General features: G+C 71.2%; 10 protein-coding genes. 6 read left to right on the top strand and 4 right to left on the bottom strand.

The genetic code is table 11. The features are described 5' to 3' along the window. The first annotated feature begins 47 nt into the window (after positions 1–47). Together WMF39_RS09690 and WMF39_RS09685 are read left to right on the top strand one after the other, a co-directional pair. A complete protein-coding gene (locus WMF39_RS09690) occupies positions 48–1223 on the top strand; it encodes a hypothetical protein (RefSeq protein WP_437745247.1) in 1176 nt (391 codons plus the stop codon). A gap of 304 nt (positions 1224–1527) precedes the next feature. Then, the gene (locus WMF39_RS09685; RefSeq protein ID WP_437745246.1) at positions 1528–2841 is read left to right on the top strand and encodes an inositol-3-phosphate synthase; all 1314 of its coding nucleotides are present in this window, start codon (positions 1528–1530) and stop codon (positions 2839–2841) included. Positions 2842–2876: 35 nt separating this feature from the next. Here the strand turns inward: WMF39_RS09685 and WMF39_RS09680 are convergent, their stop codons facing one another. Then, a complete protein-coding gene (locus WMF39_RS09680; protein ID WP_437745245.1) occupies positions 2877–3701 on the bottom strand; it encodes a calcium-binding protein in 825 nt (274 codons plus the stop codon). 187 nt (positions 3702–3888) lie between these two features. Beyond that, the gene (locus tag WMF39_RS09675; RefSeq protein WP_437745244.1) at positions 3889–5007 is read right to left on the bottom strand and encodes a diacylglycerol/lipid kinase family protein; all 1119 of its coding nucleotides are present in this window, start codon (positions 5005–5007) and stop codon (positions 3889–3891) included. Positions 5008–5484: 477 nt separating this feature from the next. Between WMF39_RS09675 and WMF39_RS09670 the strand changes: the two genes are divergently transcribed. Then, complete coding sequence (locus tag WMF39_RS09670; protein WP_012234436.1) at positions 5485–6168, top strand: hypothetical protein; 684 nt, start codon at positions 5485–5487, stop codon at positions 6166–6168. Between the two features lie 34 nt (positions 6169–6202). On the opposite strand, the gene WMF39_RS09665 is transcribed toward WMF39_RS09670, so the two are convergent. Further along, positions 6203–7717: an ATP-binding protein gene (locus WMF39_RS09665; protein ID WP_437745243.1), complete on the bottom strand. Its 1515-nt coding sequence runs from the start codon at positions 7715–7717 to the stop codon at positions 6203–6205. Between the two features lie 99 nt (positions 7718–7816). On the opposite strand from WMF39_RS09665, the gene obgE reads away from it, so the two are divergent. After that, a complete protein-coding gene (gene obgE, locus WMF39_RS09660; RefSeq protein WP_437745242.1) occupies positions 7817–8857 on the top strand; it encodes a GTPase ObgE in 1041 nt (346 codons plus the stop codon). Positions 8858–9280: 423 nt separating this feature from the next. Then, the gene (locus tag WMF39_RS09655) at positions 9281–11029 is read left to right on the top strand and encodes a hypothetical protein (protein ID WP_437745241.1); all 1749 of its coding nucleotides are present in this window, start codon (positions 9281–9283) and stop codon (positions 11027–11029) included. On the opposite strand, the gene WMF39_RS09650 is transcribed toward WMF39_RS09655, so the two are convergent. Next, positions 11021–13084, bottom strand: coding sequence for a CotH kinase family protein (locus WMF39_RS09650; RefSeq protein WP_437745240.1), 2064 nt, complete (start codon positions 13082–13084; stop codon positions 11021–11023). The genes WMF39_RS09655 and WMF39_RS09650 overlap by 9 nt on opposite strands. A 191-nt stretch (positions 13085–13275) precedes the next feature. Here WMF39_RS09650 and WMF39_RS09645 point away from each other — a divergent pair, with 191 nt between their 5' ends. Next, on the top strand, positions 13276–13914 hold the full coding sequence (locus WMF39_RS09645; RefSeq protein ID WP_437745239.1) for a Uma2 family endonuclease: 639 nt from the start codon (positions 13276–13278) through the stop codon (positions 13912–13914). The last annotated feature ends 23 nt before the right edge of the window (positions 13915–13937 follow it).

The following is a 13937-nucleotide window of genomic DNA, read 5'->3' as shown; positions in this document are numbered from 1 at the left end:
GCACCTCCCTCTCCACCTTCACCACGAGAGGCCGCGCCTGGCAAGCCGTGCTCGCATCGCTGCTGCTGGCCGGCTGCGGCGGCTGCGGCGCGCAGGAGGCGCCCCGGCCCGAACCTCTCCCCGCCCCACCGGCCCAGACCGGCCCGGCGGCCGCGACCACCACGCGCGCCCCCGGCACAGGCGATCGCCCCGGCCAGGGCGCGGCCCAGGCGCCCGGAGGCCTGCCGCCTTGCAAGGACGGCGACACCGATCCTCACGATCTCCGCTGCACCGGGCTCTACGGCGACCCCGGCGCGCGCTCGCTCGCGGCGGGTGTCCGCGAGTTCAAGCCCGCCTTCGAGCTCTGGAGCGACGGCGCGGAGAAGACGCGGTGGATCTATCTCCCTCCGGGCGCGACCATCGATGTCTCCCGGATGAACGACTGGACCTTTCCTGTCGGCACCAGGCTGTGGAAGGAGTTCCGTCTGCCCGTCGCCGGCGCGAGCCGCCGTATCGAGACGAGGTTCCTGTGGAAGACGGCGGAGGATCGCTGGACGCGCGCGACCTACGTCTGGTCGGAGGACGGAGCGAGCGCGACGCAGGTGAAGGCCGGTGTCCCCCACGTCCCCGGCGCCCCCGACTATGCGATCCCGGCGCAGGTCGACTGCATCCGTTGCCACGCTGGCAAGACCGACAACCCGCTTGGATTCGAGGCGATCCAGCTCGCCGCGCGGGGCGCCGGCGGCCTGACGTATGCCGAGCTCGTCGAGCGCGGCCTCCTGTCGACGACATCCGGCGGCCCGCTCCCCGACGCGGCCGCGCTCGAGGTGCCCGGGACCGCGACGGAGCGGCGCGCCCTCGGCCTGCTGCACGTCAACTGCGGCGTCTCGTGCCACCACCCGCTCGGCGTCGCGACGCACTTCGAGATGCGCCTCGACGTCGACGCTGCCGGCCGGGTGGGCGACGTGCGCGGCACGCGCGTCTACCAGACGGCGATCAACCAGCCCGCGAAGGTCCGCCCGCCCGGAGCGCCGCCGGGAGCCCGCTATGACCGGCTGAGGCCCCTCGATCCGGATCGCAGCGCCGTGCTCCGCAGCATGTCCCGGCGCGACGCGCCCGGCGCGCCGCCCGAGCAGATGCCGCCGCTCGCGACCCGGCGCGTCGACGAGGAGGCCATCGCCGCGATCCGCGCCTGGATCGAGGCGATGACCCCTGCCGCCGGCTACCCGCGCCCCTCCCCTTGATCGCGATCGCCCGCCGGGGTTGCCCGGCGCGTCGCGAACATGCCATCTCGTGCCAGCACCTCATGCCGCCGTCCGAGGCGCCGAGAGGAAGGGAGCGCCGGAAACGCGCGAAGGGAGCCCGCGGGAAACGCCATCGCGCGCGCGCCGCGCCCGTGGTGATCGCGGCCCTCGAGCTTCATGCTCCCGGCGGGTCGCAGCGCCGCGCGGCCTCGACCGACGTCGCGCTCGCCGCGCCCACGGCGCCGGCGGATGCCCCGCCTTGCCCGGCGAGCGCCCACGACCACGACCGGGGGGAACACGTCACGTGAAGCAGCCGAAAAAGATCAAGACCGCGGAGGGCAAGCTCGGGGTCCTGCTGCCGGGGCTGGGCGCCGTCTCCACGACGACCATCGCGGGCACCCTGCTCGCGCGGCGCGGGCTCGCGGCGCCCATCGGGTCGCTCACCCAGATGGGCACGATCCGGCTCGGCCGGCGCACCGACGAACGCGCGCCCAGGATCAAGGATTTCCTGCCGATCGCGGCGCTCGATCAGCTGGTGTTCGGCGCGTGGGACATCTTCCCCGACAACGCCTACGAGTCGGCGCGGCACGCGGACGTGCTCGAGCACCGCCACCTCGACGCCGTCCGCGAGGAGCTCGAGCGGATCCGCCCGATGCCCGCGGTGTTCTACCCGCAGTACGTCCGGCGGCTCCACGGCAACCACGTGAAGAAGGGCGCGAGCAAGGCCGCGATGGTCGAGCAGGTCCGGGAGGATATCCGCGCCTTCCTGCGCGACAGCGGCGCCGCGCGCGCCGTCGCCGTCTGGTGCGGATCGACCGAGGTCTATATCGCGCCGGCGGAGGTCCACTCCTCCGTCGCGCGCTTCGAGGCGGGCCTCGCCGAGGACCACCCGGCGATCTCGAGCTCCCAGATCTACGCGTGGGCCTGCCTGAAGGAGCGCGTCCCGTTCGCGAACGGCGCCCCGAACCTGACGGTCGATTTCCCGGCCGCGTGGGAGCTCGCGAGCAAGCAGGAGGTCCCCATCGCCGGCAAGGACTTCAAGACCGGCCAGACCCTGATGAAGACGGTGATCGCCCCGGGGCTCAAGGCCAGGATGCTCGGCGTCGCAGGGTGGTTCTCGACGAACATCCTCGGCAACCGCGACGGCGAGGTGCTCGACGACCCGGACTCGTTCCGATCGAAGGAGGTCTCGAAGCTCGGGGTGCTCGAGCACATCCTCCAGCCGCACGTCCACGGCGAGCTCTATGGCAAGCTCTTCCACAAGGTGCGGATCGAGTACTACCCCCCACGGGGCGACGCCAAGGAGGGGTGGGACAACATCGATCTCGTCGGCTGGCTCGGCTACCCGATGCAGGTGAAGATCAACTTCCTCTGCCGCGACTCGATCCTCGCCGCGCCCCTCGTGCTCGACCTGGCGCTCCTCCTCGATCTCGCGCAGCGCGCCGGGCTGCGCGGCACGCAGGAGTGGCTCAGCTTCTACTTCAAGAGCCCCATGACCGCGCCGGCCCTGTACCCGGAGCACGATCTCTTCATCCAGTCGATGAAGCTCAAGAACACGATGCGCTGGCTCATGGGGGAGGACCTCATCACCCACCTGGGCAACGAGTACTACGACTGATCGCCCGGCAGCTCCGCGCCGCCCCCGCGGCGGCGTCACTGCCAGCGCAGGTGCACGTCGACGACCGCGCCCGTCCGCGTCGAGGCGCCCTCCGAGAACGTGAACGAGGCCCGCTCGATCTCGCAGTTGCCGCGCGTGTCACAGCGCCGATCGCGTCCATACGAGAGCTCGATCGCGACGAGCCCGCGCGACGCGAGCGGCTCGAGCTCGCCGGCGCTCGAGGCGCGGTTCGCGTCGCGGTCGCTCCAGAGCACGAGCCGCGACCACGCCTCGTCCCGCGCCGTGATCCGGCCGTCTCCGTCGGTGTCGAGCTCGCGGAGCGCGGTGAACCCGTTGTCCGCGCGGGCGCCGCTCGAGAGCACCGTCGCCGAGCCGAACAGCTCCTCGCCGCCGTCGATCGCCCCGTTGTCGTCCCGATCGAGCGCGAGCCACGGCGTCGCCGCGGTCGGCCAGTCGGTGGCGATCGTGGCCCCGAGCCCGCTCAGATCGAAGGCGCCGCTCATCGCGGTCACGTACTCGACCGGCCGTTGCTCGAACGAGAGCACGAGCGGCGTGCTGGTGACGCTGCCGCCCGCCTGGCACCCGGTCCAGGTCGCCACCCCGTCGATGTTCTCGCACTGCTCGAAGCCCTCCGTCCCATTGACGGTGCAGCTCCGGGACTCGCCGATCTCACACGCCGCCTCCGCCTCGTCGCCTTCGAGCTCGTCGCCTTCGAGCGCGCCCTCATCGGTGCCCTCACCGCTTTCCCCTTCTGTCACCTGCGCGGCGCATCCAGCGCCGATCGACGCCACGCCGAGGAGGAGCGCAAGCGAGGCAATTCCCACCGAACCGGAGCGAAGAATGGTCAGCTTGATGTTCATGGCACATGACCGGAGCAAGCGTTGCGCCAGCCCCTCGCCGCCCGCTCATCCCGCGAAATCCCCGGGAGTCGTGGCATCAGGAGCCCCCGAAGCGCTCCACCGTGCCACCCTGCGCCAGGAGCACGACGCGGGTCGTGCCAATCTGGTCCAATCCGTGTCGTCTCGCGCCCTGCCGGACGGGTGAGCCTCATCCGCGCGGCGGCGCGTAAAAATCCACGATCCGGATCGGCTCGGTCAGGCGCACGCGCACCCGCGATCGCTCCCCGCGGACGTCGCCGCCGATCTGGAAGCTCGTCGCCGGGTCCATCTCGATCGTGACCTCATCCACGAAGTAATCGAACACCGTTTCCAGATCGTCGAACTCTCCGCTCCAGATGCTCGAGAAATTCCGCAGGAACGTGAACGGCGAGACCACCGACACGCGCAGCTGCATCCGGTCCTGGCGATCGTCCGCATAGGGGAACATCCGGAAGCCGAAGCCGTAATAGGGGATCGTCGACAGCGCCGCGATCTTCGCCGGCCCCTCGTAGATGACGCCGCCCTTCTTGATGGGCGCCCCCAGCATCGCCCCCTTCTCGCCGACGCGGATCGCGTCGTTGCCCTCGTTGATGATGCGGCAGTGCGGTGTTCGCCGCACGAGGTAGCTCGGGATCGTCCGCGTCGCCGCGGCGACGGCGTACGCCACCGGCCCCGGCGCGAGCCGCTTCAGCGGGCCCCGCGCGAGCGCCGACTTCACCGCGTTGTAGTCGCGGAGCATCACCGCATCGATCCCGAAGCCGCAGAACGGCGACAGGATGTCCTCGGCCTCCACCAGCCGCAGGTTCCGGCTCCCGGCCTCGGCGCGCAGCCGCTGGAGGTCGACCGCGAGCCCGGGCTTCGCGCCCGCGCCGCCGGACGCGCCGAGCACCCACGCCAGCGAGTTGCCCGTCCCCAGGCGCAGCAGCCCGAACCGCGGCAGCGGCAGCCCGCGCCGCTTCGCCTCGTTGACAACGGCCGTCACCACCACCGTGAACGTCCCGTCGCCGCCGCCCGTGAGGATCGTGCCGTAACCCCGGTCGACCAGGATCCGCGCGATGCCCTCGCTCTCCTCCACCCGCCGCGAGACGAACAGATCCCCCGTGTCAAGGATCTGATCGAGCGTCTCGATCACCTCCGCCGTCACGCTCTTGGCGTTGCCGTTCACCACCACGGCAATCCGGCTGCTCGCCGCGCCTCGTGGTATTTCGCTCGCACGACGCGGCGCATCAGCGACCACGGCCTTGGGGACGTCATCGGCGGGGTCGCGACCGGCGGGCGGAGAGGTCATACACCGCGATCTACCACGACCCACCCCTGCGCTTGGAGCGCGGGATGACGCGGGATCGCGCGGGACGGCTGGATGGATGGATGACCAACCGCCCGGCAGGCGACCGGCGCGCGACAGGCGTCGCGGGCGCGGCTCTCGCCGGACCCCAGCGCCGAGCCCGCCGGGGCCGGCGATTGTGGACCGATGTGGCCGACGAAACCCAGCGGTCCCGCCGGGCGACCAGCTTTCCGGGAGGCCCGATAGCGTGCGATGCTCGCTGGTTTTGGCTCCCGGACCGATCTTGGGTCATGCTGCCCTTCGGGAAAGCGAGGAGCCTCCCCGAAACTTAGTGGACGGGGTGGTCGATTTTTTGGTAAGGCGACGACCTGGTGAGCCAATCGGGCTTGACAGCCGTGCGGGTCTTTACCGCCGCGCGGGCGGCGCGCGCTTGAGGCGAAGGGCCGCGACGATCTCGTACCCAGCGGGGGACGCAGCGACATGCCGAAGATCACAAAGCAGGGCAGCTCCGAGAAGGCGACGGGTATGAAGAAGAAGGCCTCTTCGAGCAGCAAGGGGGGCGCAGAAGCTCAGCTTGCGAAGCCCGTGAATCCGGTAATCAAGGAAGATTCGAAATCGGCGTCGAGCGCGTCGAAGCGTAAGCTCGGCCTCCGTGGCGCTGCGCCCTGGGCTGCGCGGCACGCTGCGAAGCACGCCGCCGAGGCGCGGGCCCGGGCCGCGGAGCCGGCGCCCCCTGGCAGCGCCCGGGCGACCATCCGCGTGCCGAGCGGCGCCGAGGAGATCAAGGCGAAGATCGCCGAGCTCCACAATCAGACCCAGAAGATCCGCACGCTCCGCAAGCGGCTCGACAAGGGGTTCTTCGATATCGGGGTGGTGCTCGCCGAGATCCAGCAGCAGGAGCTGTATCAGGCGAAGGGCTACGGCTCGTTCGAGGCGTTCCTCGAGCGCGAGATCGACCTCGGCAAGCAGACGTCGTTGCGCCTCATCAAGGTCGCCCACGTCTTCCAGCGCGAGGTGGCCCTCGACTACGGCATGGACCGGCTGTTCGTCGCGCTCGCCGCCCTCGAGGGCGAGGTGCCCAAGCCCGCCCCCTCCGCGATCCCCTCCGCCCCTGGCTCCAAGCCTCCCCTCCCCCTGAAGCCCCCCATGCGCATCGTGGGGTGAGCGGCGCTCGGCGGTGCGCGTTCCGGGCGGCGAGTCAGACGCCAGCGACGCGGGGGGGTGACGAGCCGACCGGGCGCTCGATGGGCTCGGGGACGAAGCGGGGGAGCCTCACCCGGACCGTCGTGCCGTCGGCGGCGTGCGCGTCGACATCCACACGGCCCGCGTGCTGGTCGACGATCTTCCGGACGATCGCGAGCCCGAGGCCCGTGCCCGCCGCCTTCGTGGTGAAGAACGGATCGAAGATCTCGGCGAGGATCGTCGGCGCGATCCCCGGCCCCGTGTCCCCGATCGACAGCCACACCTCGTGCGCGTCCCCCGACGCGCACGCCCGCAAGACCCCGCCGTCGGGCATCACGTCGAGCGCGTTGACGACGAGGTTCAAGACCACCTGCTTGAGCTTCTCGACGTCGCCCAGCGCGAAGCAGTCGTCCGCGAGATCGCGGACGACCTCGACGTGGTGGCTCGCGAACGCCTCCTCCTCGAGATCGAGCACGTCGCGCACGACGCGGGCCAGATCGACGGGCTCCCGGTGGGGCGCGCGCGGCCGGGCGAGCTCGAGGAACTCGCCGAGGAGCCGGCCCAGGCGGGCGATCTCCGCCTCGACGATGCCGACGCGCCGCTTCATGGGCTCGCGGATCGCCTCGTCGGAGAGGCGGTCGATGCCGCGGCTGAGCAGGTGGAGCTCCAGGACCGCGGCGTTCAGCGGGTTCCTGATCTCGTGGGCGAGCCCGAGGGCGAGCGGGGCCATGGCGTTCAGGGCCTCGGCGTCGGCGGCCCGCCGCTCGAGGGCGCGCCGCTCGGTCACGTCGATGCCGATGCCGTAGACGAGGTCGGTCCTGCCGCCGCGCCCGCCGCCGCGGACGCCGGAGAGGTGCCAGCGCACGCGGCGGATCGCGCCCACCGCGTCCCGGACGCCGACCTCGACCTCGGCGGCGGCGTCGCCCTCGACCACGCTCAGGAACGACTGGTTGAACCGGCGCTGATCGGGCTCGTCGACGAGCGCCTCGCAGAACGCCATGCCGAGCGCGGCGTCGCAGGACACGCCGGTCAGCGCGGTCAGGCGCGGGTTGAAGAGCGCGACGCTGCCGCCGGCGTTCAGGCCGAGGATGAGCACGTCCGCCGCGTCGATGATCGCCCGGTACCGGCGCTCGAGCTCTTCCCGCTCCCGCTTCAGCGAGATCTTCTCGATCGCCTGGGCCACGGTGGAGATGAGCTCCTCGGGGCGGAACGACTTGAGGATGAAGGCGAAGGCGCCGGCGCGGAGTGCGGCCATGGCGGCGTCGACGGTCGCGAAGCCGGTCACGAGGACGATCTCGCCGTGGGGGGCGGCGGCGCGGAGCGGGGCGATGAGCTCGAGGCCGCTCGCGTCCGGGAGCTTGACGTCGACGACCGCGACGTCGAACCCGTCGCGCCGGGCGGCCGCGAGCCCCTGCTTGCCGTCGGGCGCGAGGGCGACCTCCACGTCGAGCTCGCGCGCGCCCTCGAGGACCTCGCGGAGGTTTCCGGCGAGGCTCGTGTTGTCGTCCACGATCAGGATTCGAGCGGGCACCTGGGGTCTCCTGGGCGAGCGGTCCGGCGGGCGGCCCGATGCGCGGGGCGCCCTTCCGCTTTGGGGTCTTTCCTAAATTGTATGCTATGAGCCGCCGTCATGCGGTTCGTCGATCGGTGCCGTCTGAAGGTGATCGCCGGGGATGGCGGCAATGGAGCGATCGCATTCCGTCGTGAGAAGTACATCCCGTTCGGCGGCCCCGCGGGTGGAGACGGCGGCCGCGGCGGGGACGTCGTCTTCGTGGGCGACGGAGGCCTGTCCACGCTACTCGACTTCACCTACGCGCGCACGCTCGAGGCCGACCGGGGCGAGCACGGGATGGGGAGCGACTGCCACGGGCGCGCCGGCGCCGACCGGGTCGAGAAGCTCCCCGTGGGGACGCAGATCTTCGACGCGGAGAGCGGCGAGCTGATCGCCGACGTGACCGAGCACGGCCAGCGGGTCATCGTCGCCCGCGGCGGCAAGGGGGGCCGCGGCAACCTGCACTTCAAGTCGCCGCACGACAGGGCTCCGCGGCGCGCCGAGCCGGGCGAGCCGGGCGAGGCCCGCGAGCTCCGCCTCGAGCTGAAGGTGCTCGCCGACATCGGCCTGCTCGGCTTCCCCAACGCCGGCAAGAGCACCTTCGTCGCGGCCGTCTCGGCGGCCCGGCCCAAGATCGGCGACTACCCGTTCACGACGCTCACCCCGATCCTGGGCATGGTCGAGATCGGCGGCGGCGTCCGCGCGGGCGGGTCGAGCTTCGTCATCGCGGACATCCCCGGGCTGGTGCCGGGCGCGAGCGAGGGGGTAGGGCTCGGCATCCAGTTCCTGAGGCACGTGGAGCGGACGCGGGCGCTCCTCCACCTCGTGACGCTCGACCCGGGCGAGGGCCGCGAGCCGCTCGCCGACTACCGGGCGCTCCGCAAGGAGCTCAAGAAGTTCAGCCCGGAGATCGCGGAGCGCCCGGAGATCGTCGTCCTGACGAAGGCCGATCTGACCGAGGTGCGCGAGGCCTACCCGAAGCTCAAGGCGCGGTTCGCGAAGGCGAAGGTGAAGCTCCACCTCATCAGCGCCGCGACGGGCGAGGGGATGCCGGAGCTCGTCCGCGAGCTCGCGGCGCTCGCGCGCAAGCGGGAAGAGCCGGCAGAGCAGGACGGCTGAGCGCCCCGGCCCGGGCGGGCTGGCGCGGCGCGCACCGACGGCGCGGCGTGAGCGCCGCCGCCGTCGGCGCATCGTGACACGGCAGAGTCCGCTGGCTCGCTGGCTCGAACGGACGTTGGCTCGCGGAACGCGAAAGAACGCGGAAGAACGCGGAAGAACGCGAAAGAACGCGAAAGAACGCGGACGGCGGCGCAGAGCCGGCGCCGTGCGCCCCTTCGTCATCACATCACCCGTCATCCGGCGCACTGGAAAAAGGGGATCACCCGCCTTCGTGCGTACAGACACGAAGTGTTCTCACGTGGGCTGGTCCTCCACATCCGTCGTTATTTGGTTCGAGCGGGCGCGCGCCACCTGGACAGGAGAGCAAAACTCGAGTCCACTTTACGATCCGGACTCACGTGTTCTGTCGGAAGGAGAAGCCCTATGCGCTGGTCGACCCCCAACAAACCGTCTTCTCTCGCGTGGCGTGCGGCCCTCCTCGTGGCGCTCGGCACGGGCGGGGCGGCGCGCGCGGATGTGGTGCAGCCGAACGGCACCGTCGTCCCCGTGATCACGAGCCGATTGAGCGATCTGCTGAACGGCTCGACGAAGAACGACATGCTCGACGAGATGATCGACGTCGTGGCCGACGCCGCGGTGGAGCCCCAGGTGTTCTCGCCGCTCTGCGAGTTCAGCGGCAAGTACATCGAGAAGGGGGGCGGCGCCAACTTCGCGGTCGGCTGGTACAACGTCGACGATGGCCGCGACAGCGGCGACCCGCCGCTGTATGTCCCCGTCGACGCCGGAGCCAACCTCAGCACGCCGGCGCCGGAGAGCGATATCCAGATGCTCTTTCCGTTCTCTGGCTCCCTGCCGCCCACCGAGAAGCGCGAGCTGACGGCCGTCTCGATCCGGGAGAACCCCGCCTACGCGGGAGGCCTCATCGGCTTCGTGTTGATCCCCAACCCGAACGGCACCGGCAACGGCAACGCCACGCAGTACCATTACACCGAGCACCGGTTCAACGTGGAGTGTACGGCGTGCGAGAGCCCGGGGCCCTGGTACTCCGATCTCATCTACAGGTCGAACCAGCTCGCCAACACGTTCTACCTGGGGTTCGAGGATCTCGATTTCCGGAACGCCGCCGGCAGCGCGGGCGTCAACGGCAATGATCTCGATTACGAGGACTTCCTGTTCCGCTTCTCCGGCATCACGTGCCCCGCGGCCGGCCAGCCGTGCGAGGTCGAGGAGAACGTGGGCGCGTGCCGCGCGGGCATCTCCGACTGCGACGCGCAGGGACAGGCGATCTGCACGCCGATCGTCGAGCCTGGCAGCCAGGCCGAGCAGTGCGACGGCATCGACAACGACTGCGACGACATCGTCGACGAGGAGGCGCCCTGTCCGGAGTACCAGGTGTGCAGCCGCGGCCGCTGCGTGAACCGCTGCGGCTCGGCCGAGTTCCCGTGCGAGCTGGGGCTCGTGTGCGTGGAGGGCCTGTGCGTCGAGCAGGCGTGCGTCGACGCGATGTGCGATGTCGGCGAGGTGTGCCATGACGGCGAGTGCCGCGCGCCCTGCGACGGCGTGGTTTGCCCGCACGGTCAGACCTGTCGCGGCGACCGCTGCCTGGATCCGTGCGACGGCGTGACGTGCGGCGCGGGCGAGGTGTGCGAGAGCGGCGTCTGCGTGGTCCAGTGCGGCTGCCGGGGCTGTCCGTCGGAGGACCGCTGCGCGGCGGACACCGGGAGGTGCGTCGAGGCCGCGTGCGCCGACGTCGCGTGCGGCGCGGGCACCACTTGCCGTGGCGGGGCGTGCGTCGACCTCTGCGACGGCGTCGTGTGCCCCGCGGGCGAGCGGTGCGTGGCCGGCATGTGCGCCGAGGAGCCGCCGGCTCCTGCCACCACGACGGCGGCGGGTCCGACGCTCGACGTGGCCGCCTCGGTCGGCGCGGGCGACGCCGGATCGGGCGCGGGCGGGGACGGATCGGGCTCGGGTGGGGCTCCCTCCACCGGCGCGGGCGGGGACGCGAGCGGGAGCGGGGAGTCGGCGGGCTGCAGCTGCAGCCTCGGCGGCGACGCGCCGTCCGCCGGCGGCGTCGCCGCGTTGCTCCTCGCCGTGAGCCTCGGGCTGCGCCGCAGGAGGGGCGGAGACCCGGAGCGCTCGGCCCCGGGCCTCCGTATCCGTCGTTCAGGGTGATTCGGACGTCGGCCCGAAGAACTCGACATCATCGATCTCGATGGTGCCCGAGTCGGCCTTGTCCTTGCCGAGGAAGCCGTTCGCGCGGACGCCGTTCATCTCCGCGCTGAAGGAGAGGCCGACGATCGACCGGAGCACGTCGTTCACGTCGTCGCCCGGGTCGCGCCCCTGATCGATGGCCCAGCCGGGGAGCGCCATGTCGGCGAACCTGAGCTCGATCAGCGTCGGCTCCGCGGTGAGCCGCACGTCCCATCCGTGGCGAACGCCCGAGAGCCCTTCGCTCTGCGCCGGGCTCTCGACGTCGAAGCGCATCCCGCGCGCCGCCTCCGCCCGCGCCCAGAAGCGGACCCCCTCGAGCGCCGTCGCGTCGATCATGCCCTCGGCGAGAGGCACCCCGAAGTACACGTACTGCCCCCAGGGAGACGCCTCGTCGCGGAAGTCGAAGCGGAGGAGCATGCTCTGCGCGCCGTTCAGCGGATCTTCCTGCGAAAGGCCCTGCACGGCGCTCGACGCGTTGTTGGTGGACAGCACCGTCCCGACGTACAGCCCGAGCGTGTCCGCGGCCTCGAAGTCGTTGATCCCCGTCGCGGTGAACGAGAAGGGCGCGAGGGGCGTGCCGCTGGCGAAGCGGCCCAGGCGCTCTCGCAGGATCGGCAGCTCGTTCCTGAGGCGCTCCACCGCGGGCTCCCACCCGGCGAGCCCGGGCCCGAGCGGGTCCTCCTCGACGGCGGTGCGGATCAGCGCCGCGTACTTGTCGACCTGCTCCTCGAGCCGCCCGTCGCTGAACGGGCCCTCATGGAGCGCCTGCAGCGCGGCCTTGTAGCCCGCTGCGTCCTGGTTCAAGGCGGCGAACAGGGCGTCGCAGCCCGGCGGGCGCACGTGCTCGGAGCCCATGAACACCGGGACCACGGCGCTGCAGTCCGCCGGCGTCTCCGTCCATCGCGGCACGTGACCGAAGTAGGTGCTGGGGCCGAGGGTCTGATCGAGATCCCACGGGATGAGGTGGAACTTGCCCGAGGACGGCTCGTCGTAGAAGTAGAAGTTGTGGTTGAACGCGGCGCCCGCCTCGTTGGCGTAGTAGGTCGTGACGCCGTCCCAGTTCACGATCGCCTCGTCGACCGCCATGTAGCGCTGCAGCTGCTCGATGTCCGTCCACTCCGACAGCGCGGTGAGCCGCTCCGCGCCCTCGACGGACGCGAGGGCGGTCGAGAACGCGATGAATCGCTCGTGCGTGGCCACGTCTTCGTTCGTCTCGATCCGCTCCGCGTAGTAGCCGGCGTCGTCCGAGACCGGCCACGCTTCCTTGTAGAGATCGCCGTCCGGAGCCTCGGAGAAGTGGTGTTCCAGGAAGCGGCCGTCCACGTCCTCGACCATCGAGAAGAGCCCTTGCGACTCGCCGTTCACGTTCAGCGTCGCCCACGCGCTCCGCGGGGCGGCGACGCCCATCTCCCGGAACAGGCCATAGGCGATCCGCTCGTGGAGCCGGGTGGGGTCCCAGATCATGGAGTGGAAGTTCAGGCGCTTCTGCGCGTAGAAGCGCTGTCCGCCGACGACCTCGTCGAACTTCACCTTCATGCTGAGCTTCGGACAGGTGAGGTTCCCCTCCCCGTCGAAGCACATGTCGAGGGTGCCGTAACCGCCCTTGAACCGCAGGCCGACCACGCCCAGGCTCTTGCCTTTGTAGCAGGCCTCGGCCTCGACATACCGCTCGTCGCGGGCGTTCGCCTTGAGCTCCGCCCAGCGCTCTTCCGGAAGGTAGAAGTCGAAGCGCGGGACCTCCTCCGCCGCGTACAGCTCGTCCGCGTCGCGGTCGGCCAGCGCGGGGTCGGACGGCTCGCACCGCGGCGTCGGGGGCTGCCCGCCGCTCCCGCCGTCGCTCGTGCCGCCCTCTCCGCCTCCGCCTCCGGCGCCTCCGCCTCCAGCGCCTCCGCCTCCAGCGCCAGCCCCGCCCGAGCCGCCTGGCCCGACGCCGCTGCTCGCGCCTTCGTCATCACCGCAGCCTGCGCCCACCGCGGCAGCCGCAAGTGCAAGCACCATCCAATATCCAAGCTTCATCCAACGATCCTCCAAGAGCCTCGACCCTAGTCATGGTCATCCCGTCCGTCGATGCCTGATTTTCACGGCAGGCATGAACGCCTCGCTGGACATCGTGCGTCGCCGCGCCGCGCCGTGCAGGCGCGCCGCGTGACCTCGCGACCCCGCTCATGACCCGGCACGAGGCGCGCGGTGATGGTAGTTTTCCAGGCGTGAGCCAGCGCCCGTATCCTGAGCCCCAGGCAGCCCGCCTCTTGTCCGTCGCGGAGTGGGCAGCGCTGCCGGAAGACGAAGCCGGTGAGCTCATCGATGGCCGCCTGGTCGAGGAAGAGATGCCCGATTGCGTCCACGAGCTGGCTGTCGCCTGGCTCATCCACACCCTGCGGGCCTGGCTCATCCCGCGCGGCGGCTTCGTCTTCGGCTCCGAGGTGAAGTACGCGCTCAAGCCGCGGCGCGGGCGCAAATCCGACGTGTCGGCGTTCCTTTCGACCTCGCGGAGGCCCCCGGCCCGTGGCGCCGTCGGCATCCCGCCGGACATCATGGTCGAGATCGTCTCCCCCTCGCCGCGGGACAGCCGGCGCGATCGCGTCGAGAAGCTCGAGGAGTACGCCGCGTTCGGGGTGCGCTGGTACTGGCTGCTCGATCCGCAGCTCCGCACGCTGGAGATCCACGAGCTCGCGCGCGGCGGGCTCTACCAGCACCGCCTCACCGCGCCCGGAGGGGTGCTCCGGGAGGTTCCGGGCTGCGAGGGGCTGACGCTCGATCTGGACGCGCTCTTCCGCGAGCTCGACCGGCTCGACACGACGGAGCCGCAGGAGCCGCCGCAAGGCACCGCGGATGACGAGGCGTGACAGCGCGGGCGGCGAACGGCGCG

The organism is Sorangium sp. So ce1504 (assembly GCF_051521635.1).
Taxonomy (GTDB): domain Bacteria; phylum Myxococcota_A; class Polyangia; order Polyangiales; family Polyangiaceae; genus Sorangium; species Sorangium cellulosum_B.
The sequence above is the reverse complement of the archived record's forward strand: the minus strand, read 5'-3'. Positions and strand labels throughout refer to the sequence as shown.